Source organism: Halomonas sp. CH40 (assembly GCA_041875495.1).
GTDB lineage: Bacteria > Pseudomonadota > Gammaproteobacteria > Pseudomonadales > Halomonadaceae > Vreelandella.
This window is the reverse complement of sequence record CP112982.1, coordinates 30976-56188: the sequence shown is the minus strand read 5'-3', so window position 1 is coordinate 56188 and position 25213 is coordinate 30976. Positions and strand designations below refer to the sequence as shown.

Below are 25213 nucleotides of genomic sequence, written 5' to 3'. Positions count from 1 at the left end.
GTGACGGCGTTAGGCGGTTTTCTATGGCTTGTCAGCTTCTGGCTGATCGGTGAGGTCATCGTTTATCTCACCGCCATTCCGGTCTCTTCCGGCGTGTTGGGCATGCTGCTGTTAAGTATCACCCTGGCGCTACGCGGTGGCGTGCCTGACACCCTGGCGGCCGCGGCCCAACCGCTGATTGCGCTGCTGGCGATGCTGATCATGCCTGGCGTCGTAGGCGTTTTCTTCGTCGCCGGGGAGCTTGGTGGACAGTGGGTCGCTATCATTCTGAGCCTCGCGCTGGGCACTCTGTTGAGCGTATTGACCACCCTGTGGCTGATGCGCCACCTGATACGGGGCCAGGATGTTAAGTGACGCCTTACTTGAACAGCTGACCGCAACCCCATTGTTTGCCGTGGCACTGACCCTGGCCGCCTACCTGATCGGTATGGCCATCTTCAGGCGGCTTAAACAACCTACCTGGTTACCGGCGGTATTGATCGCTGCCTTGCTACTGGCGGTGTTCCTGCTGATCAGCGGGCTTAACTACACGACTTATCAGCAAGGGGCAGCCTGGTTGTCGGTTTTGCTTGGCCCCGCCACAGTGGCGCTGGGTATGCCGCTTTATCAGCAGTTTCCACGTATCCGCGAGCTATGGCGCCCTCTAATGGTGTGTTTGCCGGTGAGTGCCAGCCTGGCGGTTGTTTACGCGGTGGGCATTGCCTGGCTGATGGGCTTGCCCGACACAGTACTGGCTTCTCTGGCAGCGAAATCCGTCACGGCCCCGATTGCCATCGGGATTACCCAGCAGTTGGGCGGCTCCATTCCGCTGCTGATGGGCGGGCTTCTGATCACAGGCGTCGTGGCCATTGCCGTTGTCAGCCTCGCCACTAAGTTGATGAAGATTAGCGATGAGCGCCTGATCGGCTTTGCACTAGGGCTTAATGGCCATGCTATTGGCACGGTCAGGGCCTTTGAGATCAGCCCTACCGCAGGCGCATTTGCCTCGTTAGGCATGAGCCTGACAGGCATTTTCACGGCATTGTTGCTACCACTGGCCTGGCACTTTATCAGCTAGTTCCCATCTTTAGCACGCATCAAGGAGACATATGGCCGCGCGGGCTTCCACTTTTCGTATTGCCATCAACGGCTATGGCCGCATTGGCCAGTGCGTTTTGCGTGCCTTGGTAGAGCGTCAGTCGGCAGATATCCAGATCGTGGCGATCAACGAGCTCTCCGACCTGGCGACCATCGCCTACCTGACCCGCTTCGATACCACCCACGGACGCTTTCCTGTTCAGGTGGAAAGCCATGACGACCACCTGGTGATCAATGGTCAATCCATTCGGGTTCTGAACGAACCTGACCCGGAAAAGCTTCCCTGGGCAGCGCTTGATATCGACCTGGTGCTTGAGTGCTCGGGCAGTTTCAAGGATCGTGCCACCGCCGAGAAACACCTGGCAGCAGGTGCCAAGCGCCTGCTGTTCTCTCAACCGGCCGAAAATGATCTGGACGCCACCATCGTGTGGGGCATCAATCAGGACATGATGTCAGCTGGGCAGCATATACTGTCGGCGGCTTCCTGCACCACCAACTGCCTGCTACCGCTGCTAACCGTGCTGGATGAGGCGTTAGGGGTTGAACACGGCGTTACCACCACGATTCATTCTTCCATGAATGATCAACCGGTGATTGATGCCTATCATCAGACAGACCTACGCCTGACACGCTCCGCCATGCATTCGATTGTCCCGGTAGATACCGGCCTGGCACGTGGCATCAGCCGTTTGATGCCCAAATTGACCGGGCGTTTCGAGTGTTTGCACCTGCGGGTTCCGACCATTAATGTTTCGGTGATGGATCTTGCCATCACGGTTGCCCGGGATACCCACGTAGAGGAAGTCAATCAGCTATTAAAGACGGCAAGCCAGCGCCATCTGCAAGGTATTCTGGGGTATACCGAAACGCCCATGGCCTCAGTGGATTTCAATCATGATCCGCACTCCGGCATCCTGGACGCCACCCAGACCCGGGTAGCCGGCACGCGGCTGATCAAACTGCTTTGCTGGTTTGATAACGAATGGGGATTTGCCAACCGCATGCTGGATATCAGCCAGCGCCTGGCACGCCTGACACAGCCCCGCCACGATTTCTTATCATCTGACTCACACGAGGACAGCTGCACATGAACGTAAAAAAGATGACCGACCTGCCACTCCAGGGTCAACGCGTCCTGATTCGTGAAGATCTGAACGTACCTATCAAGAATGCCAGCGTTTCCAGTGACGCCCGCCTGCGTGCCGCCCTGCCCACCATTCAGGCTGCTGCCGATGCTGGTGCCAAGGTGATGCTGATGAGCCACCTTGGCCGCCCCACAGAAGGCGAGCCTGCCGAAGAGTTTTCCCTTGCTCCGGTCGCCGCTCACCTTGGCCAACTGTTGGGCCGCCCCGTCACACTGGTCAAGGACTACCTGGAAGGCGGTCCCGAGCTGAGCGATGGCGATGTCGTGCTGCTTGAAAACGTACGCTTTAACACAGGCGAGAAAAAAGATGACGAAGCGCTGGCCAAGCAGTACGCCGCGCTGTGCGACATCTTTGTGATGGATGCATTTGGCACTGCCCACCGCGCCCAGGCATCGACCCATGGCGTCGCCCGCTTTGCACCCACCGCATGTGCCGGGCCGCTATTGGCCAACGAACTTGAAGCACTGGAAAAAGCCCTAGCCCACCCCAAGCGCCCGATGACGGCCATTGTGGGCGGCTCCAAGGTATCCACCAAGCTGGATGTGCTCAACGCTCTGTCTGAAAAATGCGACCAACTGATTGTCGGTGGCGGCATCGCCAACACCTTTATCGCCGCAGCAGGCTATAATGTAGGTAAATCACTCCATGAAGCTGATCTGGTCGCTCAGGCCAAGGCCTTGATGGAGAAAGTGGCTATTCCAATGCCGACCGATGTCGTCGTTGCCACCGAGTTTTCCGAGTCGGCAGAAGCTGTCGTCAAACCTGTGGATCAGGTGGCCGATAATGAAATGATTCTGGATATCGGCCCGGATACCGCAGCCCACTTGGCAGGCCTGCTGAAAGACGCAGGAACGATCCTTTGGAACGGCCCGGTGGGCGTCTTTGAAATTGACCAGTTCGGCAAAGGCACCGAAGTCATTGCCCATGCGATTGCTGAAAGCCAGGCATTCTCAATTGCCGGTGGCGGCGATACATTGGCCGCTATCGACAAGTACGCGATAGCCGGGCGTGTTTCCTATATCTCGACGGGGGGCGGGGCATTCCTTGAATACGTCGAAGGCAAGACATTACCGGCAGTCGCTGCTCTGGAGGCTGCGGCATCAGGCGCCTAGACGGCCAGGTAATCCATTTTGATCAGACTCTACCCACACACGATAACGATTTATTTTATATAAGGTGACTTTATGGCTCTTATTAGCATGCGTCAGATGCTGGATCATGCCGCTGAATACGGTTACGGCATTCCCGCTTTCAACGTCAACAACCTCGAACAGATGCGCGCCATCATGGAAGCGGCGGATAAAACCGACTCTCCAGTGATCGTCCAGGCGTCTGCTGGCGCACGCAAATATGCGGGCGCGCCTTTCCTACGCCATCTGATCCTGGCCGCCGTTGAAGAATTCCCGCATATTCCGGTGGCCATGCACCAGGACCACGGCACCAGCCCTGCGGTCTGCCAACGCTCCATTCAGCTGGGCTTCTCCTCGGTGATGATGGATGGCTCCCTGGGTGAAGACGGCAAGACGCCCATGGATTACGACTATAACGTTGACGTGACCCGCCGTACTGTTGAAATGGCACATGCATGTGGCGTTTCAGTGGAAGGTGAGCTGGGTTGCCTGGGCAGCCTGGAAACCGGCATGGCTGGCGAAGAAGACGGTATCGGGGCAGAAGGCAAGCTGGATATGGAACAGCTGCTGACCGATCCTGAAGAAGCCGCAGAGTTCGTCAAGGCAACCCAGGTGGATGCCCTGGCCATTGCCATCGGCACCAGCCACGGTGCTTACAAGTTTACCCGTCCGCCGACGGGCGATACCCTGTCGATTCAGCGTATCAAGGAAATTCATGCGCGCATTCCAGACACTCACCTGGTCATGCACGGCTCTTCTTCCGTACCCCAAGAATGGCTGGAAGTCATCAATCGCTATGGCGGCGAGATTCCTGAAACCTACGGCGTTCCCGTAGAAGAAATCATTCAGGGCATCAAGCACGGTGTGCGCAAGGTCAACATTGATACCGATCTGCGTCTGGCTTCCACAGGTGCGGTACGTCGTTTTCTGGCTGAGAACCCGTCTGAATTTGATCCGCGCAAATTCCTCAAGGAAACCGTCAGCGCCATGCGTGGCCTGTGTATTGACCGCTACGAAGCCTTCGGCACAGCAGGCAATGCCAGCAAGATCAAACCGATCAATCTGGAAGAGATGTTCAAGCGCTACGAAAGCGGTGAACTGGCTCCCAAGATCAGGTAATTGCCTGACCCATGGCCAAACAAGGCAGCCTTATGGGCTGCCTTTTTAGTAGGTCTGCGCAGAACAATGCAAAAGTGATAGAACAGTGTTCGCTAACGTCGTAGAATCATCCTATTATGTTGTTATGGTGTGTGTCAGGTAGCCGCGCTTTGAACAGTGCAAGGATCAACCATGTTTTTGCCTCTTCTGCTATTTGATTGCGACGGCACTCTGGTCGATAGCGAGCCACTTCTGGCAGAAGAGATGGCAATCGGCCTCAATGCGGTAGGCCTTCCCTTTGTCGTTTCCGACTATATGGGTGAGTTCCGCGGTGCACGTTTTCGTCGTATTGTGGCCGAGCTGCAAGAACGCTACGGCGCGGTTGCCCGTGATCAGCTGGAAATCATGGAAAGTGCCATGCGTGCCAATCTGGCCACCCGCCTCAGCAATGAACTCACCACTATCGACGGTGCCCGCGAAGCTCTGCAGCAGTTAAGCGACTACCCCAGAGCGGTGGTTTCCAACGGGCCAGAAAAAAAGATCCTCAACGCCCTGGCAACCACCGCGTTGGATGGCTACTTCAATGGCCACCTGTTCAGCGGCTATGCGGCCAACTGTTGGAAGCCAGAGCCTGGTTTACATCTCCATGCAGCACACAATATGGGGTTTGACGCTGCTGACTGCATTGCCATTGATGATGCATTGGTCGGTGTCAAGGCAGCACTGGATGCCGGGATGACAGTGGTACATCTGAACCGTTTTCCTGATGCCGAAAAAACCCCTAAAGACGCCATCATGATCAACAGCATGTATCAACTACCCACTGTCATTCACCAGTTGACGCGTGAACGATGGGGTAACAGCACCACATTCAAACGTTATAAAGGAGCCTAATCATGGCGTCATTACGTGATCAGCTCGGCGGGCTTGTTTACTCGACAGAACAGGGTGATATCTGCCCGGACTGTCGCCAGGCGCTTGAAAGCTGCTGCTGTGATGACCTTGCTGAACAGGCACGCATTGCCTCGCTTGATGGTATCGTGCGCATTCGTCGCGAAACCAGTGGCCGCAAGGGTAAGGGCGTCACTACACTGTCAGGTATCCCTTTGCCTGAAAAGGAGCTCAAGGTACTGGCCAAGCAGCTGAAGAAACGCTGCGGCACTGGCGGTGCGGTCAAGGAGGGAGTCATTGAAATCCAGGGTGATCATCGTGAAACGCTCAAACAAGCGCTCGCTGAACATGGTTACCAGGCAAAACTTGCCGGTGGTTGAACCAAACTGAATCGACCATCGGCTTACCAAGGCATTCGTTATGGTTTGGCTGGAATACCTGCTACCACTGATTTTTCTATTTCCGATGGCCGCTATGGCGGCCATCGTTCTTGCCTTGCGTAGTCTGTATGATGCCCGCGTTAATTCTCCCTTTGATGCCCATCCATTGCGCACGCCCGGCCAGGCCTTACGTAACCGCCTTGACCAGGCATTCTCTAGCCTTTTTCTTAATGGCACCCTGGGGCCGCTGATCAGCCTTTCACCCTTGGTTTATGGCATGGGCAGGATGTTGTTTGTCGATCGCCAGGACTGGGTGGAGTGGGCGCTTTATGGGCTGCTGAGCACGGTTCTGGTGCTGGTTTTTTCACTGTTGCTGATACGCGATTACCAGCGTATCCGACGCCTCAAGCTTGGGCTGGCCTGTGAACTTGCTGTCGGTCAGGAACTGGAAAGACTGATCCGGCCTGACGCGCATCCTTACTATATCTTTCATGATGTGCCGACAGACAGCTTTACCATTGATCATGTGGTGGTCACCCCACACGGAGTCTTTGTGGTGGAAACCCGGGCGCGTTCCAAAGCGCTGGGAAGCAATGGCAAAGAGCTGACACAGGTATTTGTAGAGCATGAGCGTCTGCGCTTCCCGCATTGGCAGGAGCGCCGCCCCTTGTACAAGACAAGACAGGCGGCTCACTGGGTCGCTCAGTGGCTGGAAAAGAACTGCGGCATCAGCGTTCCTGTCCGCGGTGTTCTGGTCTTGCCCGGCTGGGAAATTGACACCTCCGAAGCCGCTGATGATATTCTCGTCGTAAGTGGTGACGACCTGGCCCAAAAGCTTTCAGGACTGGTTCTAGGCGAGCTTGATGATGCCCTGCATGACAAGATCATCTATCTGCTGCTTGAACGGGCCCGTTTGATGGAAGGCAAGCCGCTGCGACAGCCTTCCGTTTGAATGCGCCTTACCTTTTTAACTGCTGCCTTTAAGCTTGCCGCCCATTTCCTGTGCCAGATCAACGGCAAAGTGATCCGTCATGCCGCCAATAAAGTCCAGCATACGGCGATAGCTGGCGTATAGCGTCCAGTCACGCTGTGGCGTGTTTTCGCCTATCAGGGCCAACACCCTCTGATGCTTGAAGGATAAGCGCCCGGTGTGATGCAACTCATGGGCAGCGCCTATAAAGGCTTCCAGCAAGATGCCCAGCGTCGTGTAGGCACCAATTTCAAGTTTTGCCTTTCTTTCGTTCTGGAATATCCTTTCCCGTGCCAGCTGCTTAGCCGCACGCACCCCCCAACCCAAGTCAGGGTGACAAAGTTCCAGCAGGTCATTTTCCAGACGGCCCGCTAACAGCGCCTGCTCATGCTGAACAAACACAGCACTGACTTCATTCACCGCCCGCTCCATCGCCGAGCCGCGCAGAAGCGCAATACGCCTCCGCTGGGAGACGCCGCGCTTTTGCATTTCAAGATATTCAACGGGCACCTCTCCGGCAATATGCTTGAGAATGTCACTCACCTCACTGTAGTGCAGAATGCCCATTTCCAGTCCATCTTCCAGATCTAGAAGGGCATAGCAAATATCATCAGCCGCTTCTACCAACCAGGCCAACGGGTGACGACACCAACGATTATCTCCCTGCGCTAAAAGCCCGAGTGCTTCAGCCACTTCACGCAATATGTCCAGTTCTGACTGGTAAGCGCCAAACTTACCTTCCTGGGTTCGATGCTCAACGCTCCAGGGATATTTCAACAAGGTGCCCAAAGTTGCTGCTGTCATGCGCATACCGCCCTGGAACTGGTTGTACTCAATCTGGGTGATGACTCGAAATCCTTGGGCATTACCTTCATAGGTAAGCAAGTCATCCCGTTCAGGCGTTGATAAGCCATCCAGCAGGCCACTGCTCTCAGCGCGCTGAAACCAGTCACGGATAGCATACTCACCGGCATGGCCAAAAGGAGGGTTACCAATATCATGGCCAAGGCAGGCCGTCTGGATAATGACGCCCAAATCAGCAGGCGATATCCAGCTAGGTAAACGGCTTCCCAGTAGTTCACCCACGCTCATACCCAAGGAGCGGCCAACACAGCCTACTTCCAGCGAATGCGTCAAACGGGTATGGATATGATCATTCTCAGTTAAGGGATGTACCTGCGTCTTACGCCCCAGGCGGCGAAATGACCCTGAAAAAATGATACGGTCATGATCTTTATGGAAAGGGCTTCGGCCAATCTCACGGCTGCTGCCGAGGCGTTTGTCGTGCAAACGTTGTGGTGAAAGCAGCTGCTCCCAGCGCATTGATGTCATCAGGCTCCTCCTTAGATGCTGCATTCTGACATAAATAGCTGCAACAATTCTCCTCACGCCTTACGCCAAAATTTCCACGCATAAAAAAATCCCCCAGAGCCGTCAGCTCTGGGGGATTTTTAGTATAAGTGCCTCACGAGGACTGCGCCGGGCTTCCGGGACTCTCCATGGGGAGACCCTTCTTTTCCTTTCACTACACAAACAAAAAACCCAGCCGGTTGGCTGGGTTTTTTGCGGTATAAGTGCCTGACGATGACCTACTCTCGCATGGGGAGACCCCACACTACCATCGGCGCTAAGCGGTTTCACTGCTGAGTTCGGCAAGGGATCAGGTGGTTCCCACTCGCTATGGTCGTCAGGCGTAACAGGTGATATAGCAAGCTGATTCAACGGCGTTCAATGGCCGCTGCGTAATGTCGGTGATCGTCTCTGCGTATCCGGTGCGCTTTCGCGCGTCGTTATCACTAGCTTCAGACCCCTTGGGTGTTATAGGGTCAAGCCTCACGGGCCATTAGTACACGTTAGCTCAACGCCTTGCAGCGCTTCCACACCGTGCCTATCAACCAGCTGGTCTCGCTGGGCCCTTCAGGAGGCTCTAGGCCTCAGGGATGCCTCATCTTGAAGGGGGCTTCCCGCTTAGATGCTTTCAGCGGTTATCCCGTCCGCACTTAGCTACCCGGCAATGCCACTGGCGTGACAACCGGAACACCAGAGGTGCGTCCACTCCGGTCCTCTCGTACTAGGAGCAGCCCTTCTCAAACATCCTACGCCCACGGCAGATAGGGACCGAACTGTCTCACGACGTTCTAAACCCAGCTCGCGTACCACTTTAAATGGCGAACAGCCATACCCTTGGGACCGACTTCAGCCCCAGGATGTGATGAGCCGACATCGAGGTGCCAAACACCGCCGTCGATGTGAACTCTTGGGCGGTATCAGCCTGTTATCCCCGGAGTACCTTTTATCCGTTGAGCGATGGCCCTTCCATACAGAACCACCGGATCACTAGAACCTGCTTTCGCACCTGCTCGACGTGTCTGTCTCGCAGTCAAGCACCCTTATGCTCTTGCACTCATTGCACGATGTCCGACCGTGCTGAGGGTACCTTCGTGCTCCTCCGTTACGCTTTGGGAGGAGACCGCCCCAGTCAAACTACCCACCACACACTGTCCTCGATCCGGATAACGGACCTGAGTGAGAACGCCAATGATGCCAGGCTGGTATTTCAAGGGTGGCTCCGCTCGAACTGGCGTCCGAGGTTCAAAGCCTCCCAGCTATCCTACACAGGCAACATCAGCGTCCAGTGTGAAGCTATAGTAAAGGTTCACGGGGTCTTTCCGTCTAGCCGCGGGTACACCGCATCTTCACGGCGATTTCAATTTCACTGAGTCTCGGGTGGAGACAGCGTGGCCATCATTACGCCATTCGTGCAGGTCGGAACTTACCCGACAAGGAATTTCGCTACCTTAGGACCGTTATAGTTACGGCCGCCGTTTACCGGGGCTTCGATCAAGAGCTTCTCCGAGGATAACACCATCACTTAACCTTCCGGCACCGGGCAGGCGTCACACCCTATACGTCGTCTTGCGACTTGGCAGAGTGCTGTGTTTTTACTAAACAGTTGCAGCCACCTGGTATCTTCGACCGGTTCGGGCTTGGAGAGCAAGTCTCGTCACCCTACGCCGGCGTGCCTTCTCCCGAAGTTACGGCACCATTTTGCCTAGTTCCTTCACCCGAGTTCTCTCAAGCGCCTTGGGATTCTCACCCTGACCACCTGTGTCGGTTTGGGGTACGGTCGCACATGATCTGAAGCTTAGAGGCTTTTCCTGGAAGCGTGGCATCAGTGACTTCCTGACCGTGGTCAGTTCGTTTCGCATCTCGGCTTTAAGCGCCCGGATTTACCTGAGCACTCGGCCTACTTGCTTTCACCAGGACAACCAACGCCTGGCTCACCTAGCCTTCTCCGTCCCCCCATCGCAATCATGTCCGGTACGGGAATATTGACCCGTTTCCCATCGACTACGCCTTTCGGCCTCGCCTTAGGGGCCGACTCACTCTGCTCCGATTAGCGTCGAACAGAAACCCTTGGTCTTCCGGCGAGGGCGTTTTTCACGCCCTTTATCGTTACTCATGTCAGCATTCGCACTCGTGATACCTCCAGCGAACTTCTCAATTCCCCTTCATTGGCTTACACGACGCTCCTCTACCGCTCATCCAGAGGATGAACCCGTAGCTTCGGTACCTGATTTAGCCCCGTTACATCTTCCGCGCAGGCCGACTCGACTAGTGAGCTATTACGCTTTCTTTAAAGGATGGCTGCTTCTAAGCCAACCTCCTAGCTGTCTGAGCCTTCCCACATCGTTTCCCACTTAATCAGGATTTCGGGACCTTAGCTGACGGTCTGGGTTGTTTCCCTTTTCACAACGGACGTTAGCACCCGCTGTGTGTCTCCCACGCGTCACTCACCGGTATTCGGAGTTTGCCTCGGGTTGGTAAGTCGGGATGACCCCCTAGCCGAAACAGTGCTCTACCCCCGGTGGTGCTACATGAGGCGCTACCTAAATAGCTTTCGAGGAGAACCAGCTATCTCCGAGCTTGATTAGCCTTTCACTCCGATCCACAAGTCATCCAAATCTTTTTCAACAGATCCTGGTTCGGGCCTCCAATTGATGTTACTCAATCTTCACCCTGCTCATGGATAGATCGCTCGGTTTCGGGTCTATATCCTGCGACTGCATCGCCCAGTTAAGACTCGCTTTCGCTACGGCTCCCCTAATCGGTTAACCTCGCCACAGAATATAAGTCGCTGACCCATTATACAAAAGGTACGCCGTCACGGAACAAGTCCGCTCCGACTGCTTGTACGCACACGGTTTCAGGGTCTATTTCACTCCCCTCTCCGGGGTTCTTTTCGCCTTTCCCTCACGGTACTGGTTCACTATCGGTCAGCCAGGAGTATTTAGCCTTGGAGGATGGTCCCCCCGTCTTCAGTCAAGGTTTCTCGTGCCCCGACCTACTCGATTTCACATGATCAGATTTTCGACTACGGGGCTATCACCCACTATGGCCGCGCTTCCCAGCGCATTCGCCTAATCAGTCACATGCTTAAGGGCTGGTCCCCGTTCGCTCGCCGCTACTAGGGGAATCTCGGTTGATTTCTTTTCCTCAGGGTACTTAGATGTTTCAGTTCCCCTGGTTCGCCTCTTACGCCTATGTATTCAGCGTAAGATACTCATCTTGTGATGAGTGGGTTTCCCCATTCAGAAATGCCCGGGTCACAGGTTGTTTGCCACCTCGCCGAGCCTTATCGCAGGCTTCCACGTCTTTCATCGCCTCTGGCTGCCTAGGCATCCACCGTGTGCGCTTCATTGCTTGACCCTATAACCCGAAGGAGTCTGGTCGCGCAATGATAACGATTGCCGGATACGCTTGAGACGTATCACACAACAATTTACTACGTACACCTTTTTTCAGGCAGGGTCTCACCACGTAAAACGTGATGAATCACTGACCTTTCAAAAGGTTTATCAGCTTGATATATCTTGTTAAAGAGCGACTGCTATGCGCAGTGATAAAAGAACCGATAAGGAAGACGTTTTCTTCCAAGCGCATCTGTTGCCAGAGGCGTGTGTTCGTTTATCACTGCGCAATGTCAGCGTTTATCTGATCAGGTAATTCATTGTGAGCGCTTACCGCGAGGGATGATGCATCGTTTAAGGAGGTGATCCAGCCGCAGGTTCCCCTACGGCTACCTTGTTACGACTTCACCCCAGTCATGAACCACACCGTGGTGATCGCCCTCTTGCGTTAGGCTAACCACTTCTGGTGCAGTCCACTCCCATGGTGTGACGGGCGGTGTGTACAAGGCCCGGGAACGTATTCACCGTGACATTCTGATTCACGATTACTAGCGATTCCGACTTCACGGAGTCGAGTTGCAGACTCCGATCCGGACTGAGACCGGCTTTAAGGGATTCGCTGACTCTCGCGAGTTCGCCGCCCTTTGTACCGGCCATTGTAGCACGTGTGTAGCCCTACTCGTAAGGGCCATGATGACTTGACGTCGTCCCCACCTTCCTCCGGTTTGTCACCGGCAGTCTCCTTAGAGTTCCCACCATTACGTGCTGGCAAATAAGGACAAGGGTTGCGCTCGTTACGGGACTTAACCCAACATTTCACAACACGAGCTGACGACAGCCATGCAGCACCTGTCTCTGCGTTCCCGAAGGCACCCAGTGATCTCTCACCAGTTCGCAGGATGTCAAGAGTAGGTAAGGTTCTTCGCGTTGCATCGAATTAAACCACATGCTCCACCGCTTGTGCGGGCCCCCGTCAATTCATTTGAGTTTTAACCTTGCGGCCGTACTCCCCAGGCGGTCGACTTATCGCGTTAACTTCGCCACAAAGTGCGCTAGGCACCCAACGGCTGGTCGACATCGTTTACGGCGTGGACTACCAGGGTATCTAATCCTGTTTGCTACCCACGCTTTCGCACCTCAGTGTCAGTGTCAGTCCAGAAGGCCGCCTTCGCCACTGGTATTCCTCCCGATCTCTACGCATTTCACCGCTACACCGGGAATTCTACCTTCCTCTCCTGCACTCTAGCCTGACAGTTCCGGATGCCGTTCCCAGGTTGAGCCCGGGGCTTTCACAACCGGCTTATCAAGCCACCTACGCGCGCTTTACGCCCAGTAATTCCGATTAACGCTTGCACCCTCCGTATTACCGCGGCTGCTGGCACGGAGTTAGCCGGTGCTTCTTCTGCGAGTGATGTCTTTCCTGGCGGGTATTAACCGCCAGGCGTTCTTCCTCGCTGAAAGTGCTTTACAACCCGAGGGCCTTCTTCACACACGCGGCATGGCTGGATCAGGCTTGCGCCCATTGTCCAATATTCCCCACTGCTGCCTCCCGTAGGAGTTCGGGCCGTGTCTCAGTCCCGATGTGGCTGATCATCCTCTCAGACCAGCTACGGATCGTCGCCTTGGTGAGCCATTACCTCACCAACCAGCTAATCCGGCATAGGCTCATCCGATAGCGGGAGCCGGAGCCCCCTTTCTCCCGTAGGACGTATGCGGTATTAGCCTGGGTTTCCCCAGGTTATCCCCCACTATCGGGTAAATTCCTATGCATCACTCACCCGTCCGCCGCTCGTCAGCGGGTAGCAAGCTACCCCTGTTACCGCTCGACTTGCATGTGTTAGGCCTGCCGCCAGCGTTCAATCTGAGCCATGATCAAACTCTTCAGTTTAAAATCATTGTGATGCTTACTCGTCACCCTAAGGCAACAGAAGCGCATCAAACTTGGCTCAAGGTTCAAACGAATTCATTTCAATTTACATTGTCATGACCGCTTGCCTTGATAGTTGGTGATTTATCACCCTCATCGGCAAGCGCCCACATGAATTACCTGATCAAATTTTTAAAGAGCTGTTCGCGAGACGGCTATTAAACCTGCCATTCGATGACCTGAATGACTTGCCTCAGCGAGGAAAGCGTATTCTACGCATTCCTGTGTGTTTGTCAACTGCTGATTTCGATACCGTGTTTCGATCGATTTCAGCGAGGAAATTAGACGCGGCAACTTCTCGCCAACGTTCTCTAACTCTCTGACAAACCGAAGGTTTTCACCTCCGAACTTACGAATAAGTACCGCTGGTAACGCTGTGCGTCCCCGGCAGCGGATGCGTACTTTACGGATTTGCCGGCGGGGATGCAAGAGGCTTTGTAAAAAAATTTCAATTACCCACCTTATCAGATTAAAGCTCACCGGATGAAAAGCGCTTCGGCGATGACTTGGTTGGCAGTTACACTACTATCCGTCTGTTTGATTATCCGTCTGTTTAATGTCTCTGTTTATTCGCCCTAACCAGCCTGAGGTCCATGATGAGCCAGCACCTGCTAACCATCGATTCTTTAAACCGAGAAAGTGTCGATCACCTGTTGCGCGTCGCCGCGCGTATGGAGCCGATTGCCAGTCGTCGCCAGGTCACACGGGTACTGGAAGGAGCGGTGCTCGGCAATCTGTTTTTTGAAGCCAGCACTCGCACACGGGTGAGCTTTAATGCCGCCTTCTGCCGTTTGGGCGGCAGCGTCTGCGATACCACTGGCTTTACGTTCTCCTCCATGGCCAAGGGCGAGTCACTCTATGACACCAGCCGGGTGATGAGTGGCTACTGTGATGCGATTGTCATGCGCCACCCGGATCAAGGATCTGTAGCGGAATTTGCAGCAGCGACCAACGTGCCGGTGATTAACGGTGGTGATGGCCCGGGCGAACACCCCAGCCAGGCGCTGCTAGATCTCTATACGATTGATAAAGAATTCCAGCGGCTGGGGAAATCACTCAAGGGCGCGCACATCTTGCTCACTGGGGATTTGAAGTACGGGCGTACCGTGCATTCCTTGATCAAGCTGCTTTCCCTTTATGATCCGCTGCGCTTTACCCTGGTATCTCCACCGGGACTTGAAATGCCTAAGGCGTTGATTGACCGGGTCACCTCCCGTGGGCACATTGTCGAGCAGCGCGACTCCCTGGCCAGCGACTTTTCCGATCTGGACGTGGTGTACACCACCCGCATCCAGAGAGAACGCTTTACCGATGAGATGAATGAGAGCTTTCAGGGGCTTTCCCAGGATTACATGGTCAACCGGGACTTTCTTGATCAGCGCTGCAGCCAGAGCACCATTGTGATGCACCCGCTACCCCGCGACAGCCGCCCGGGGGCCAATGATCTGAATGTGAACCTGAACGGTGACCCACGTCTGGCTATCTTCCGCCAGACAGACAATGGCATTCCCATGCGTATGGCGATTTTCGCTACGCTATTGCAGGTCGATGAATTAATCGAAAAGGATATGCGCCCTGTGCGCTGGTTTGTTCCTGACCAGACGGGCACGCTGGATCGCTAAGGTAGGCGGCCTGCAGCAGACTTTTGGTTATATTAGTTTGGTTATAAAGAGACGCGCCCATCTGGCAAACCTTCCAGGTGGGCAAACCAACCTTCCAAGATAAGCACAGCGGCAATACCGTCAACACTGTCTTGACGATAGTTACCGCGATGCCCAGCCGCATGGGCAATCTGCTTGGCTTCTCGAGTGGTGCCACGCTCATCAACCATCTGACAGGGTTTGCCATAGCGGCCATGCAAGCGGTTACCAAACTTGCGTGCCCGCGTGCTCATGACTGATTCACTACCGTCCATGTTAAGCGGCAAACCCACCACGAAAAAATCCGGCTGCCACTCTTCCACTAACCGTGTTAACTGGTTCCAATCGGGAATGCCATCACGAGCTGGAAGCGGTGTGAGTTCTCTGGCGCTTTTCAAAAGCTCATTACCCACGGCGATACCGATACGCCGAGTACCAAAATCAAATGCCAGCACCAGGCGTTGCCCCATGGTAGCCATCAGGCGTGCCCTGCATCCCGGGTCATCAGGTTAAGATCAACTCCTAAAAGGCCTGCAGCGCCAGAAAGCCGCTCGGCAGGTGGCGTTTCGAACAGAACGCTCAAGGCGGCATCAACCGTCAGCCAGGCGTTATCCTTCAGCTCATCCTCCAACTGACCCACATCCCAACCGGCGCACCCCAGGCAAATGAGAAAATGCGCTGGCCCGGTGTTATTGGCCAGCGCCTGAAGTATGTCGATGGAGGTCGTCAGGGCGATGTCATCGGTCACCTGAATGCTGGAATCCCACTCCTGGCTATTACCCCGATGGAGGATAAAACCACGATCCTTGTGCATGGGGCCGCCATAATAAACAGGCGCACTGCGATGCAGGCTGCGCTCTCCACCCAGAGAAAGCTGATCAAACAGCGCATCCAGAGTGACTTCCAGCGGTTTGTTAACAATAACGCCCATGCAACCGTTGTCATCGTGGTCGCATAGATACACTAGGCTGGAAGCAAAATTGGCATCTTCCATATGCGGCATGGCCAACAGGAAATGATGTTTCAGACTTTGCATGCGGCTCCTAACATTTACCCTCTACGGGCAAATTTTTCAGTCTCAGGCTGACGGTACGAGGCGGCGCTCGATGGCATCGAGCAGCAGACCGGCAATATGGGTACCGCGCTGATCGTCAATTTCACGTACGCAGGTAGGGCTGGTGACATTGATTTCAGTAATGTAGTCACCGATCACATCCAGGCCCACAAACAGCAGGCCTTTTTCACGGATCATCGGCTGTACCTGCTGAATCAACCAGTGATCGCGCTCGGTTAATTCACGGGTAACACCGCGCCCACCAGCTGCCAGGTTACCACGGGTTTCACCCGCCGACGGTATGCGCGCCAGACCAAAGGGCACCGGCTCGCCATCCACCAGAAGAATACGCGTATCGCCGTCCTTGATTTCCGGCAGATAGCGCTGGGCCATGATCTGGCGCTGGCCACGCAGGGTCAGCTGTTCAATCACGGCGCCAATATTGCGACCGTCCGGGCCAATATGGAAGATGCCCGTGCCGCCCATACCATCAAGCGGTTTAAAAATCACGTTACCGTGTTCTGCGTGGAAAGCGCGCAGTACCTCATCACGGCTGGAGACAAGGGTAGAAGCACAGCACTGCGGGAACTGTTGGGCAAACAGCTTTTCATTACACTGCAGCAGCGCAGCGGTGGGATTGACAACCTGAACCCCCTCTCGCTCGGCAAACCCCAACAGATGCACCGCATTGATGAAGTCTGCGTCTACCGGCGGATCCTTGCGCATCAGGATAGTATCCAGCTCGGTCAGCGGTCGCGCTTCAGCGTCTCCCAGATCAAACCAGTGCCCAGCGTCACGATGAACGCTCAGCGGGCGCATCAGCGCAAACGCCTCACCCGCCTGCAGGAACAGGTCTTCCTGCTCCATGTAATACAGCTGGTAGCCGCGATCCTGGGCTGCCCAGAGCAAGGCTAGGGTAGTATCTTTCTTATAGGCGATATCAGCGATGGGATCCATCACTACGCCCAGACGAAGACTCGATTGACTCATTGATCAGCGCTTCCGGAAATAGACAGGTTAGTAGTTGCCCTTGGTGAACAGGCGCTTCTTCCATGACGGGCAGTATGCCGCAGGGTGTGCCAGACGCCAAACCTGACGCATCTCAGGTAGCGTTCTGAGTCAGGCTAGCGGCCACACCTGGCTGCAGGCGAATGGCCAAAGGCTCAATGCTAATCAGCTCACGCTTGTAAAGGCGCCCAATCGCCTGTTTGTAGGCGCTTTTGCTGACGCCCAGCCGCGCTTTGATCTCCTGGGCACTGCTTTTGTCGCCCAGGGGCAGATAGCCACCACTTTCACGCAGTGCCTGAAGCACTTTGTCGCCCACCACATCCAGGCGCGCCTCACCGGGAGGTAACAACGCAATATCCAGACGTCCATCTTCACGACGCCTTTTGACAAATCCTGTCAGGCCTTGCCCACGGCGCAGTGGCTGAGTGAGGTCATCCTGATAGACCAGCCCCCAATAGGCGTGGTTGACCACTACCTTCATGCCCAGATCCGTTCGCTCGGCAACCACCAGGGTCACTTGGTCACCCTGGGAAAGCGCCCAGGCTTCATCCTGTAAAAAGCGCTCAAGGCGCATCGAAGCCACTGGACGCTGCTGATCATCTGCATACAGCTTGACCAGAACACGTTTACCCACATCCGGACGGAATGACTGCTCACTGTAAGGCAGCAGGACATCCTTCGGTGGCCCCCAGCGCAGAAAGGCGCCCACACTGGTGACAGCCGTCACGGTCAGGTAGGCGACCTCCCCGATGGACGCGCTGACGGCCGTGGCAGGAGGAGGAGAGGAGCGTGAATCACGGGCCATGGCAAAGGTGTCCTGAGAATAAAGAGAAGAAAAGCGGCGCCTGTCTGCCCGATATCAGGGCTGAAAATCACCGAAATGATATTGAAGTAGCGACAAGGCAACAACAGGAGCGGTTTCAGTACGCAAAACGCGTGGCCCCAACGTCAATGGGGTGAAGTCGGCATTTTCAGCTGCCTTGATGTCATCCTCCGCCAAGCCACCTTCCGGGCCGATCAACAAGGCGACACTGGCAGGCGCTTCAGTGCGCTGAAAGGGATTCCCGGTGGCCAGATGAAGCATCAGCCGCAGGGTTTCATCACGCTGTTCAAGCCAACTCGCAAGCGCTTGGGGAGGGTGAACACTGGGTACCACGGCGCGCCCGCACTGCTCACTGGCACTAGCCGCAACGGCCTGCCAGTGAGCATGCTTGCGTGCTTCCCGTTCGCCTTTCAGACGCACCTCGGTGCGTTGCGTATAGAGCGGCGTGATACAACTCACGCCTAACTCAACAGCCTTCTGAATGGCGTAATCCATACGATCTCCCTTGGAGACCGCCTGGCCAAGATGAATCATCAGCGACGACTCACCTTGTCCGGGCCATAAGGCTTCTACGCTTACCGTGACCTGCTTGCGTGTCACTTCTGCCAGACGCACACCGGCCTCTTGGCCGTTACCGTCGAAGATCACCAGCGGCGCCCCCGGCAGCATACGCAACACACGGGTGATGTGACGCGCCGGACCTTCCGGCAGGGTCAGCGTTGCCCCTTCAATCAAAGGCGCCGACACATGGATACGTGGCATCCTGGCGTATTCAGCAGACCATTCAACACTGTTCATGTTGATCAGGCTTGGGTGCCTTCTGCCTGCTGGGCTTCACGCTGCTTGCGCTGGGCATACATGGCCTCGAAGTTGACCGGCGCCAGCATCAGCGGCGGGAAACCACCACGGTTGACCAGGCTGTCGACACATTCGCGAGCATAAGGGAACAGCAGGTTCGGGCAGAACGCGCCCAGGGTCTGATCCAGCTGAGCACCTTCAATACCGGAAATACGGAACAGGCCAGCCTGCTCGACTTCTACCAGGAAAGAGGTTGTGCCGCTTTCGTTATCATCGACCCGTGCAGTGACCTTGACGACCACTTCAAACTGATCTTCAGCCACCTGATTGCTGGTAGTGTTCAGATCAAGATTAACCTTGGGCTTGAACGGCTGCTTGAACACCTCGGGTGAATTAGGCGCTTCAAACGAGATATCCTTGACATAAATGCGCTGCAGCGAGAATTTCAGCTGCGGCTTGTCTTCAGCCTGCGCACCGGCTGCCGGATTGGTGTTGTTGTCTTCTGCCATTGGAGACTCCTTGGATTCAATTTAGATTAAATGGTTATTTTTTCACCATGGGTAGGCTATCAGCCTGCCATTGCATCATGCCGCCCTTGAGTTTCACCGCACGCTCAAACCCGGCTTTGGCCAGTTTCGCCTGAACAGCGCCTGAGCTCTGGCCATGTTTGCATACTATGATTACCGGTTTGCTTTTATGCTTTTCCAGTTCGTTCATGCGGCTATCGAGGTTGCTTTGCGGAATATTAAGCGCACCTGCGATATGGCCGGCCTTGTAATCCTTGCTTTCGCGCAGATCAAGTACCACCGCATCTTCACGGTTGATAAGCTGAGTCGCCTGGGTAGACGTCACACCGCTGGTAGCAGCGTTACGCGTTTCATAGATAAGCCAGGCGGTCAGAACGAGCAGAAAGGCGCCCACCAGCAATGGATGGTTTTGTACGAATTCGAACAGCTGATCGATCATCGCGTGCAAAATCTCTTGGTCAATGCGGAAATAAAGCGGCACTGCCGCCGTTTAAACGCCACAGTATACACGCCACATAAGGTTGCGCGCAGGCCGATATCATGACGAACCCACACGGCCTGCGCTATGATGCCCGAAGAGTCGGTGGGTCGCGACCCCGAACCGATCTGCATTCGGCAATAAAGAGGCTTTAATGGACACAACAAGTACACCGCGCCCAGTTGCGCTGATTATCCTGGATGGCTACGGCCACAATCCTGATGCCCAACATAACGCTGTCGCCAGCGCCAATACGCCTGTCATGGATGCGCTATGGTCTCAGCGCCCCCACGCTTTCGTACATACCGATGGCCGCCATGTCGGGTTGCCTGACGGCCAGATGGGCAACTCAGAAGTCGGCCATATGAACCTGGGTGCCGGACGCATTGTTTATCAGGACTTCACCCGCATTACCAAAGCCATTGAAGACGGTGATCTGGATAACAACCCGGTGCTTACCCAGCCAATTGATGCCGCCGTGGCCAACCAGCGCCCCGTTCACCTGATCGGGCTGCTGTCACCGGGCGGTGTTCACAGCCATGAAAACCATTTCCTGGCCCTGGCCGAAGTCGCCGCACGGCGCGGAGCCAAGCAGATTTATATCCATGCTTTTCTGGATGGCCGCGATATGCCACCGGAAAGTGCGCGCCCCTCCATTGAACGCGCGAATACGCGTCTGGCAGAACTGGTTGGCGCAGATAATGGCTTTGTAGCCTCTGTGATTGGGCGTTTTTATGCCATGGATCGCGACAATCGCTGGGAGCGCGTCAGCCAGGCCTATGAACTGCTGACCGAAGGGCGTGCCGACTTTACGGCAGCGAGTGCCGAAGAGGCTCTGCAGGAGGCTTATGCGCGTGGAGAAACTGACGAATTTGTATCAGCGACTCGCATTGTCAATAACGATCAGGCGGTAACGCTGCAAAACGGTGATGCGGCCATTTTTGCCAACTTCCGTGCCGACCGTGCACGTGAGCTGACCCGCGCCTTTGCCGAGCCTGACTTTAGCGGTTTTGAGCGCCACACCTGCCCCCGACTGGCAGGCGACGGCCTGGTAATGATGACGCGCTACGCCGCTGACATTCCCACCCCTACGGCGTTTCCACCCTCAGACCTCAGCGATACGCTGGGCGAAGTGGTCGCCAAGCGTGGGCTGACCCAGCTGCGTATTGCTGAAACAGAAAAATACCCACACGTTACCTTCTTTTTCTCCGGCGGCCGGGAAGATGAATTCGACGGTGAAACGCGCATTTTGCTGCCCTCCCCTCAGGATGTTCGCACCTACGACGAAAAGCCCGAAATGAGCGCCCGAGAAATTACCGACAAGCTGGTCGATGCCATTGATAACAACCGTTTTGACCTGATTGTCTGCAACTATGCCAATGGCGATATGGTGGGTCATACCGGTGATTTTGAGGCTGCCGTCAAGGCCATTGAAACGGTGGATGAATGTGTTGGCCGAGTGGTAGAGGCGATTGAGCGCGCCCATGGCGCCTGCCTGATCACCGCTGACCACGGCAATGCCGAACAGATGGTTCATCCGCAAACCGGCGAGCCGCAAACAGCCCACACTACCTTTGTTGTGCCGCTTGTCTATGTGGGTGAGCGCCCAGGAACACTGAGCGACGGACGACTTTGTGACCTCGCCCCTACCCTGCTTACGCTGATGGATCAGCCTGTACCCGACGCCATGACGGGGACCCCGCTGATCTCCCTGGACTGAGAGATCGCCATGAAGTGTTTTATCGCACTGGGTTTTATATGCTGCATAGGGCTGGTAACACCAGCCCTGGGGCAGGAAGAAAGCGAATCCGGTGCCCAGCGGCTGCTGGAAAGTATTGGTCAGAAGATTGAAAACGTTGCCAAGCGCTTGACTGCCACAGGCTCGGAGCGCGACAAGGCCAGCCGCGAGCTTCAGGCGATTGAAACCGAGCTTGCCGAAACTCACCAGCGCCTGGATACGCTGCAAAGCGAGCGAGAGGAGCTTGACGACAAGGCCGACCAGCTACGTCAGCAGCGTGAGCAGCTACAGCAGGAGCGCCATCAGCAGACGGCAGCGCTGAGTGAACAGCTCATCGCGCTTCATCGGCTGGGGCCAACGCTGCAGATCAAACTGCTACTTAATCAGGAAGACCCGGCTCAACTGGATCGCATGCAGGCTTACCTGAACCGGCTTGGCCAGGCACGTCAACGGCGCATGGCGGCTATTGCCGAACTGGATGCCAGCCTGGCCAGTTCTGCCACACAGCTGCAGAGCCACCAGACCCGCCTGGATGAGTTGGCCCGCCAACTCGAAGAACAGCGTGAACAGCTTGCCGACCGTACCGCTCAGCGACAGCAGCTGGTCAGCCGACTGGATGCCCGTCATCAAACGGAAGAACAGCGACTTGCGGCACTTGAAGCCGACCAGAAAGAGGCGCGTAAAACGCTGCAACGCATTCGTGAGGAAATGGTGAGTCTCTCCAAACCCTCACCCAGCACCCGTTTCAGCCAGACTCGGGGTGACATGCCCTGGCCGGTGAAAGGCAGCCTGCAACAAGGCTTTCACCAGGACACCGGCGTTCACCGTGAGGGCATCATGATTCAGGCCAGTGCCGGCACCCCGGTAACTGCCGTGCATCAAGGGCGAGTGGTCTTTGCTGACTGGATGCGTGGTTTTGGCAATCTACTGATTATTGATCACGGCGACCATATGATGACGCTCTACGCCCACCTGCAGCGCTTTAGTATCAGCCCCGGCCAGGCCGTTCAGCGCGGTGATGAGATAGGCCGAGTGGGTGACACTGGCGGGCAATCTCGGGCAGGGCTTTATTTTGAAGTTCGCCGACGCGGCGAACCCACCAACCCAGAGCAATGGATTGCGCGGCGCTGACGGGATAAGCTGGGGCGGCTAATGTGTCGTCTGCTGCACGAACGCCATGGTTAGCCAACATTCATCCGGCAGCAAAACTGCCTAACGCTTTGCGGAGTCATCATGACGCTATCAGTTGAGGTGCTAAGAGCCCCCGTCAAGCGGGCACTGGCTGTACTTATACCCGTTGCTCTGCTGACGGCTCCGGTCATAGCGGCAGCACAGTCGCCTGATGTCGTTAGCCCTGATGCAGAAAGTCAGTTTGACGACCTTCCTCTTGAAGAAATCAAGACCTTTGCCGAGGTGTTTGAACGCATCAAGCGCGCCTATGTGGAAGACGTTGATGATCGCACCCTGTTACGTAATGCCATGCGCGGTATGCTCAGCGAACTGGATCCGCACTCGGCCTACCTGGATGAAGACGAGTTCACCAGCCTGAGGGAGTCGACACAGGGTGAATTTGGCGGTATCGGCATTGAGGTCGGCATGGAGAACGGCCAGTTGACCATTATCACCCCGGTGGATGACACTCCTGCATCCCGAGCCGGACTGATGTCACGGGATCTGATCATCAGCATCGACGGCGCCCCCACAGACAGCATGTCGCTGCAGGAGGCCGTCAGCCTGATGCGCGGCGAGCCGGGCAGCGAACTGACCCTTGGTATCCTGCGCCCCGGCGAGGAAAACCCAAGGGATGTCACCCTGACCCGTGAAGTCATTCGCAGCGAAAGCGTCAAACATGAGCTGCTCGAACCCGGTTACGGCTACCTGCGAATCAGTCAGTTCCAGTCGCGCACCGCCCAGCAGGCACGTCGGGCACTGGAGCGCATGGCTGATGATCAAGCCCTTGAAGGCCTGGTGCTGGATTTACGTAATAATCCAGGCGGCATCCTGCAAAGCGCCGTTGATATTGCCGACATTTTTCTGGATGACGGCCTGGTCGTCTATACCGAAGGGCGCCTGTCCAATACGCAGATGTCCTTTTCAGCCACTAGCAATACGCCTGCCGCCGAGATTCCACTGGTGGTGCTGATCAACAGCGGCAGCGCCTCTGCAGCAGAAATCGTCGCGGGTGCCATTCAGGATCAGCGGCGCGGCGTCATCATGGGCACCGACAGCTTTGGTAAAGGCTCGGTGCAGCAGATTATGCCGTTAGACAACGGCGAGGGCCTGAAGCTGACCACGGCGCTTTACTACACGCCTAACGGTCGCTCGATTCAGGCTCAGGGGATAACCCCGGACGTTGAAGTAGTGCGCGGCCGGCTCGAAGTCGCCGAAAGCCGCCGCCAGGTTCGCGAAGCCGACCTTGACGGGCATCTGCAATCACAAAATGAAGCCCCCGAGCGCCAGGCAATGTCGCAGCGCCTACGCGACGATTATCAGCTGGGCGAAGCGCTGAACCTGCTCAAAGCCCTGAATGTGGTGGATCGCCGCCGACGTTGATAAAAGCGTCAGCGACAGCTGGCGGGCAGGCGACCCCGTTCGCCTGTTGCCTGATGCATGACGGCGCGCTTCAATGGGGCCAGGCGATTCATACCGCTCATACCCATATTACGCGCCAGCATCAGGACCGGATGGCGCGAACCAAACAAGGTCTTGAACCCCTTCATCAGCGCCAGAATGGCCGTGTTGTCTGCGCGGCGGCGGCGCTCATAACGGCTCAGAATGCGCTCATCTCCCCAGGCGGCGCCGCGCTGCCAGGCATTGGTGACCTCTTCTGCCAATACGGCTGCATCCATCAGGCCAAGGTTAACCCCCTGCCCGGCTAACGGGTGAATGCTGTGCGCCGCATCACCAACTAATGCAAAATTCGCTAACACGTAATGGCGGGCATGACGTTGGACCAACGGAAAACTGTGGGCCTGATCACACACCTCTACTTGGCCCAGGCGATGCTCAAGAGCAGCCGCCAGCGCCTTCCCCAATGCATCACGGGATAAACCACACAGCTGTTCGGCTCTAGATGGCTCAACAGACCAGACAATCGAGCAATAATGGTCATCACCCTTTACCGTCAAGGGCAGAAAAGCCAGCGGCTGGCCATCCACGAAAACCTGGCGGGCGGTATTGCCGTGGGGCTTTTCACAGCGCACCGTGGTCACCACTGAGGTGTGCCCCATATCTTCTTCGCGCACCTCGATTTCTGCCATCTCTCTTAACAGTGAACGCGCCCCGTCGGCTGCAACCACCAGCGGTGCCTGCAGCTGACGGCCATCGTTAAGCGCCAGATAGCGCTGCCTGGCCCCGGTCTGCAAGGCCTCAACCGTGACGCCATTAAAGCGCGTCACCTTGGGGTGGTTGACCAACTGCTGATTCAGTGCTGCCAGGGTGACATCGTTTTCAACAATATGCCCAAGCACCGCCACCCCGGCTTCATCGGCTGAAAAATGAATATCACCACTGCCCTCGCCGTCCCAGACATGCATGAATGAGTATGGCGTCACACGATCAGCCTGCATGCCAGGCCACGCCTGAAGATGGGTCAGCAAACGCTGAGAGACAGGCGTCAATGCACTGACCCGAGGCGTTGGCGGTGTATCAACACCCCGCTCTGCTGGCATAAGCGGCGCTGGCCGGGTTTCTACCAGCCCAACCCGCATGCCGGCATTGCCCAGCAGAGCGCTTAAACTGCTTCCCACCATACCCGCACCGACTATCACCACATCAAACGCTGCTGTATGTTGATTTGCTGATTGCATTGACTCGACACCCTCTGGCTGTAAATTTC

The 25213-nt window shown here is 55.8% G+C and carries 21 protein-coding genes and 3 rRNA genes; 12 read left to right on the top strand and 12 right to left on the bottom strand.

What is annotated here, in order from left to right:
- The 8 genes from OR573_00255 (at window position 1) to OR573_00220 (ending at window position 6673) form a co-directional block, all read left to right on the top strand.
- Window positions 1-354, top strand: a complete 354-nt coding sequence (locus tag OR573_00255; protein ID XGA80130.1) for a CidA/LrgA family protein — start codon at window positions 1-3, stop codon at window positions 352-354.
- A complete protein-coding gene (locus tag OR573_00250; GenBank protein ID XGA80129.1) occupies window positions 344-1057 on the top strand; it encodes an LrgB family protein in 714 nt (237 codons plus the stop codon). The genes OR573_00255 and OR573_00250 overlap by 11 nt, the downstream gene beginning before the upstream one ends.
- A gap of 31 nt (window positions 1058-1088) precedes the next feature.
- Window positions 1089-2168: an erythrose-4-phosphate dehydrogenase gene (locus OR573_00245; GenBank protein XGA80128.1), complete on the top strand. Its 1080-nt coding sequence runs from the start codon at window positions 1089-1091 to the stop codon at window positions 2166-2168.
- Entirely contained in the window at window positions 2165-3334 is a 1170-nt protein-coding gene (locus OR573_00240) for a phosphoglycerate kinase (GenBank protein XGA80127.1), read from the top strand. The genes OR573_00245 and OR573_00240 overlap by 4 nt, the downstream gene beginning before the upstream one ends.
- 72 nt (window positions 3335-3406) lie before the next feature.
- Window positions 3407-4471, top strand: a complete 1065-nt coding sequence (gene fba, locus OR573_00235; protein XGA80126.1) for a fructose-bisphosphate aldolase class II — start codon at window positions 3407-3409, stop codon at window positions 4469-4471.
- Window positions 4472-4642: 171 nt separating this feature from the next.
- On the top strand, window positions 4643-5344 hold the full coding sequence (locus OR573_00230; GenBank protein ID XGA80125.1) for an HAD-IA family hydrolase: 702 nt from the start codon (window positions 4643-4645) through the stop codon (window positions 5342-5344).
- Window positions 5345-5346: 2 nt separating this feature from the next.
- Window positions 5347-5721 carry a translation initiation factor Sui1 gene (locus tag OR573_00225; protein ID XGA80124.1) on the top strand — a complete coding sequence of 125 codons (375 nt, stop codon included), beginning with the start codon at window positions 5347-5349 and terminating at the stop codon, window positions 5719-5721.
- A 40-nt stretch (window positions 5722-5761) separates the two neighbouring features.
- Window positions 5762-6673 (top strand): nuclease-related domain-containing protein, encoded by a 912-nt coding sequence (locus OR573_00220; GenBank protein ID XGA80123.1) that lies wholly within the window; start codon window positions 5762-5764, stop codon window positions 6671-6673.
- Between the two features lie 15 nt (window positions 6674-6688).
- On the opposite strand, the gene OR573_00215 is transcribed toward OR573_00220, so the two are convergent.
- From OR573_00215 to OR573_00200, 4 genes are all read right to left on the bottom strand, one after another.
- Window positions 6689-8023: a deoxyguanosinetriphosphate triphosphohydrolase gene (locus OR573_00215; protein ID XGA80122.1), complete on the bottom strand. Its 1335-nt coding sequence runs from the start codon at window positions 8021-8023 to the stop codon at window positions 6689-6691.
- A gap of 244 nt (window positions 8024-8267) precedes the next feature.
- Window positions 8268-8383: ribosomal RNA gene (rrf, locus tag OR573_00210) — 5S ribosomal RNA — on the bottom strand.
- 130 nt (window positions 8384-8513) lie between these two features.
- A 23S ribosomal RNA gene (locus tag OR573_00205) occupies window positions 8514-11401 on the bottom strand.
- Window positions 11402-11737: 336 nt separating this feature from the next.
- Window positions 11738-13270 (bottom strand): 16S ribosomal RNA (locus tag OR573_00200).
- The 16S, 23S and 5S rRNA genes sit together here, the layout of an rRNA operon.
- A 635-nt stretch (window positions 13271-13905) precedes the next feature.
- Here OR573_00200 and OR573_00195 point away from each other — a divergent pair.
- Entirely contained in the window at window positions 13906-14931 is a 1026-nt protein-coding gene (locus tag OR573_00195; protein ID XGA81631.1) for an aspartate carbamoyltransferase, read from the top strand.
- 41 nt (window positions 14932-14972) lie between these two features.
- Here the strand turns inward: OR573_00195 and ruvX are convergent, their stop codons facing one another.
- The 7 genes from ruvX to OR573_00160 all read right to left on the bottom strand — a co-directional run bounded on the left by ruvX (window position 14973) and on the right by OR573_00160 (window position 19598).
- Window positions 14973-15428 carry a Holliday junction resolvase RuvX gene (gene ruvX, locus OR573_00190; protein ID XGA80121.1) on the bottom strand — a complete coding sequence of 152 codons (456 nt, stop codon included), beginning with the start codon at window positions 15426-15428 and terminating at the stop codon, window positions 14973-14975.
- The gene (locus OR573_00185) at window positions 15428-15985 is read right to left on the bottom strand and encodes a YqgE/AlgH family protein (GenBank protein ID XGA80120.1); all 558 of its coding nucleotides are present in this window, start codon (window positions 15983-15985) and stop codon (window positions 15428-15430) included. The genes ruvX and OR573_00185 overlap by 1 nt, the downstream gene beginning before the upstream one ends.
- Before the next feature lie 42 nt (window positions 15986-16027).
- Window positions 16028-16993: a glutathione synthase gene (gshB, locus tag OR573_00180; protein ID XGA80119.1), complete on the bottom strand. Its 966-nt coding sequence runs from the start codon at window positions 16991-16993 to the stop codon at window positions 16028-16030.
- A gap of 112 nt (window positions 16994-17105) precedes the next feature.
- Window positions 17106-17816, bottom strand: coding sequence for a S1-like domain-containing RNA-binding protein (locus OR573_00175; GenBank protein ID XGA80118.1), 711 nt, complete (start codon window positions 17814-17816; stop codon window positions 17106-17108).
- Window positions 17817-17870: 54 nt separating this feature from the next.
- Entirely contained in the window at window positions 17871-18632 is a 762-nt protein-coding gene (locus tag OR573_00170) for a 16S rRNA (uracil(1498)-N(3))-methyltransferase (GenBank protein XGA80117.1), read from the bottom strand.
- 5 nt (window positions 18633-18637) lie between these two features.
- A complete protein-coding gene (gene secB / locus OR573_00165) occupies window positions 18638-19141 on the bottom strand; it encodes a protein-export chaperone SecB (protein XGA80116.1) in 504 nt (167 codons plus the stop codon).
- A 34-nt stretch (window positions 19142-19175) separates the two neighbouring features.
- Entirely contained in the window at window positions 19176-19598 is a 423-nt protein-coding gene (locus tag OR573_00160) for a rhodanese-like domain-containing protein (GenBank protein ID XGA80115.1), read from the bottom strand.
- A 193-nt stretch (window positions 19599-19791) separates the two neighbouring features.
- On the opposite strand from OR573_00160, the gene gpmI reads away from it, so the two are divergent.
- The 3 genes from gpmI (at window position 19792) to OR573_00145 (ending at window position 23928) form a co-directional block, all read left to right on the top strand.
- Window positions 19792-21357, top strand: a complete 1566-nt coding sequence (gpmI, locus tag OR573_00155; protein XGA80114.1) for a 2,3-bisphosphoglycerate-independent phosphoglycerate mutase — start codon at window positions 19792-19794, stop codon at window positions 21355-21357.
- Between the two features lie 9 nt (window positions 21358-21366).
- On the top strand, window positions 21367-22506 hold the full coding sequence (locus OR573_00150; GenBank protein XGA80113.1) for a peptidoglycan DD-metalloendopeptidase family protein: 1140 nt from the start codon (window positions 21367-21369) through the stop codon (window positions 22504-22506).
- Window positions 22507-22608: 102 nt separating this feature from the next.
- Entirely contained in the window at window positions 22609-23928 is a 1320-nt protein-coding gene (locus OR573_00145; GenBank protein ID XGA80112.1) for a S41 family peptidase, read from the top strand.
- 8 nt (window positions 23929-23936) lie between these two features.
- Here the strand turns inward: OR573_00145 and OR573_00140 are convergent, their stop codons facing one another.
- Window positions 23937-25184 carry a UbiH/UbiF/VisC/COQ6 family ubiquinone biosynthesis hydroxylase gene (locus OR573_00140; GenBank protein XGA80111.1) on the bottom strand — a complete coding sequence of 416 codons (1248 nt, stop codon included), beginning with the start codon at window positions 25182-25184 and terminating at the stop codon, window positions 23937-23939.
- Window positions 25185-25213: the final 29 nt, after the last annotated feature.

Bases quoted from the DNA above. Each gene is read 5' to 3' on its own strand.
- OR573_00250 (XGA80129.1), top strand. From the start codon at position 344: ATGTTAAGTGACGCCTTACTTGAACAGCTGACCGCAACCCCATTGTTT.
- OR573_00245 (XGA80128.1), top strand. From the start codon at position 1,089: ATGGCCGCGCGGGCTTCCACTTTTCGTATTGCCATCAACGGCTATGGC.
- OR573_00240 (XGA80127.1), top strand. From the start codon at position 2,165: ATGAACGTAAAAAAGATGACCGACCTGCCACTCCAGGGTCAACGCGTC.
- fba (XGA80126.1), top strand. From the start codon at position 3,407: ATGGCTCTTATTAGCATGCGTCAGATGCTGGATCATGCCGCTGAATAC.
- OR573_00230 (XGA80125.1), top strand. From the start codon at position 4,643: ATGTTTTTGCCTCTTCTGCTATTTGATTGCGACGGCACTCTGGTCGAT.
- OR573_00225 (XGA80124.1), top strand. From the start codon at position 5,347: ATGGCGTCATTACGTGATCAGCTCGGCGGGCTTGTTTACTCGACAGAA.
- OR573_00220 (XGA80123.1), top strand. From the start codon at position 5,762: ATGGTTTGGCTGGAATACCTGCTACCACTGATTTTTCTATTTCCGATG.
- OR573_00215 (XGA80122.1), bottom strand. From the start codon at position 8,023: ATGACATCAATGCGCTGGGAGCAGCTGCTTTCACCACAACGTTTGCAC.
- OR573_00195 (XGA81631.1), top strand. From the start codon at position 13,906: ATGAGCCAGCACCTGCTAACCATCGATTCTTTAAACCGAGAAAGTGTC.
- ruvX (XGA80121.1), bottom strand. From the start codon at position 15,428: ATGGCTACCATGGGGCAACGCCTGGTGCTGGCATTTGATTTTGGTACT.
- OR573_00185 (XGA80120.1), bottom strand. From the start codon at position 15,985: ATGCAAAGTCTGAAACATCATTTCCTGTTGGCCATGCCGCATATGGAA.
- gshB (XGA80119.1), bottom strand. From the start codon at position 16,993: ATGAGTCAATCGAGTCTTCGTCTGGGCGTAGTGATGGATCCCATCGCT.
- OR573_00175 (XGA80118.1), bottom strand. From the start codon at position 17,816: ATGGCCCGTGATTCACGCTCCTCTCCTCCTCCTGCCACGGCCGTCAGC.
- OR573_00170 (XGA80117.1), bottom strand. From the start codon at position 18,632: ATGAACAGTGTTGAATGGTCTGCTGAATACGCCAGGATGCCACGTATC.
- secB (XGA80116.1), bottom strand. From the start codon at position 19,141: ATGGCAGAAGACAACAACACCAATCCGGCAGCCGGTGCGCAGGCTGAA.
- OR573_00160 (XGA80115.1), bottom strand. From the start codon at position 19,598: ATGATCGATCAGCTGTTCGAATTCGTACAAAACCATCCATTGCTGGTG.
- gpmI (XGA80114.1), top strand. From the start codon at position 19,792: ATGGACACAACAAGTACACCGCGCCCAGTTGCGCTGATTATCCTGGAT.
- OR573_00150 (XGA80113.1), top strand. From the start codon at position 21,367: ATGAAGTGTTTTATCGCACTGGGTTTTATATGCTGCATAGGGCTGGTA.
- OR573_00145 (XGA80112.1), top strand. From the start codon at position 22,609: ATGACGCTATCAGTTGAGGTGCTAAGAGCCCCCGTCAAGCGGGCACTG.
- OR573_00140 (XGA80111.1), bottom strand. From the start codon at position 25,184: ATGCAATCAGCAAATCAACATACAGCAGCGTTTGATGTGGTGATAGTC.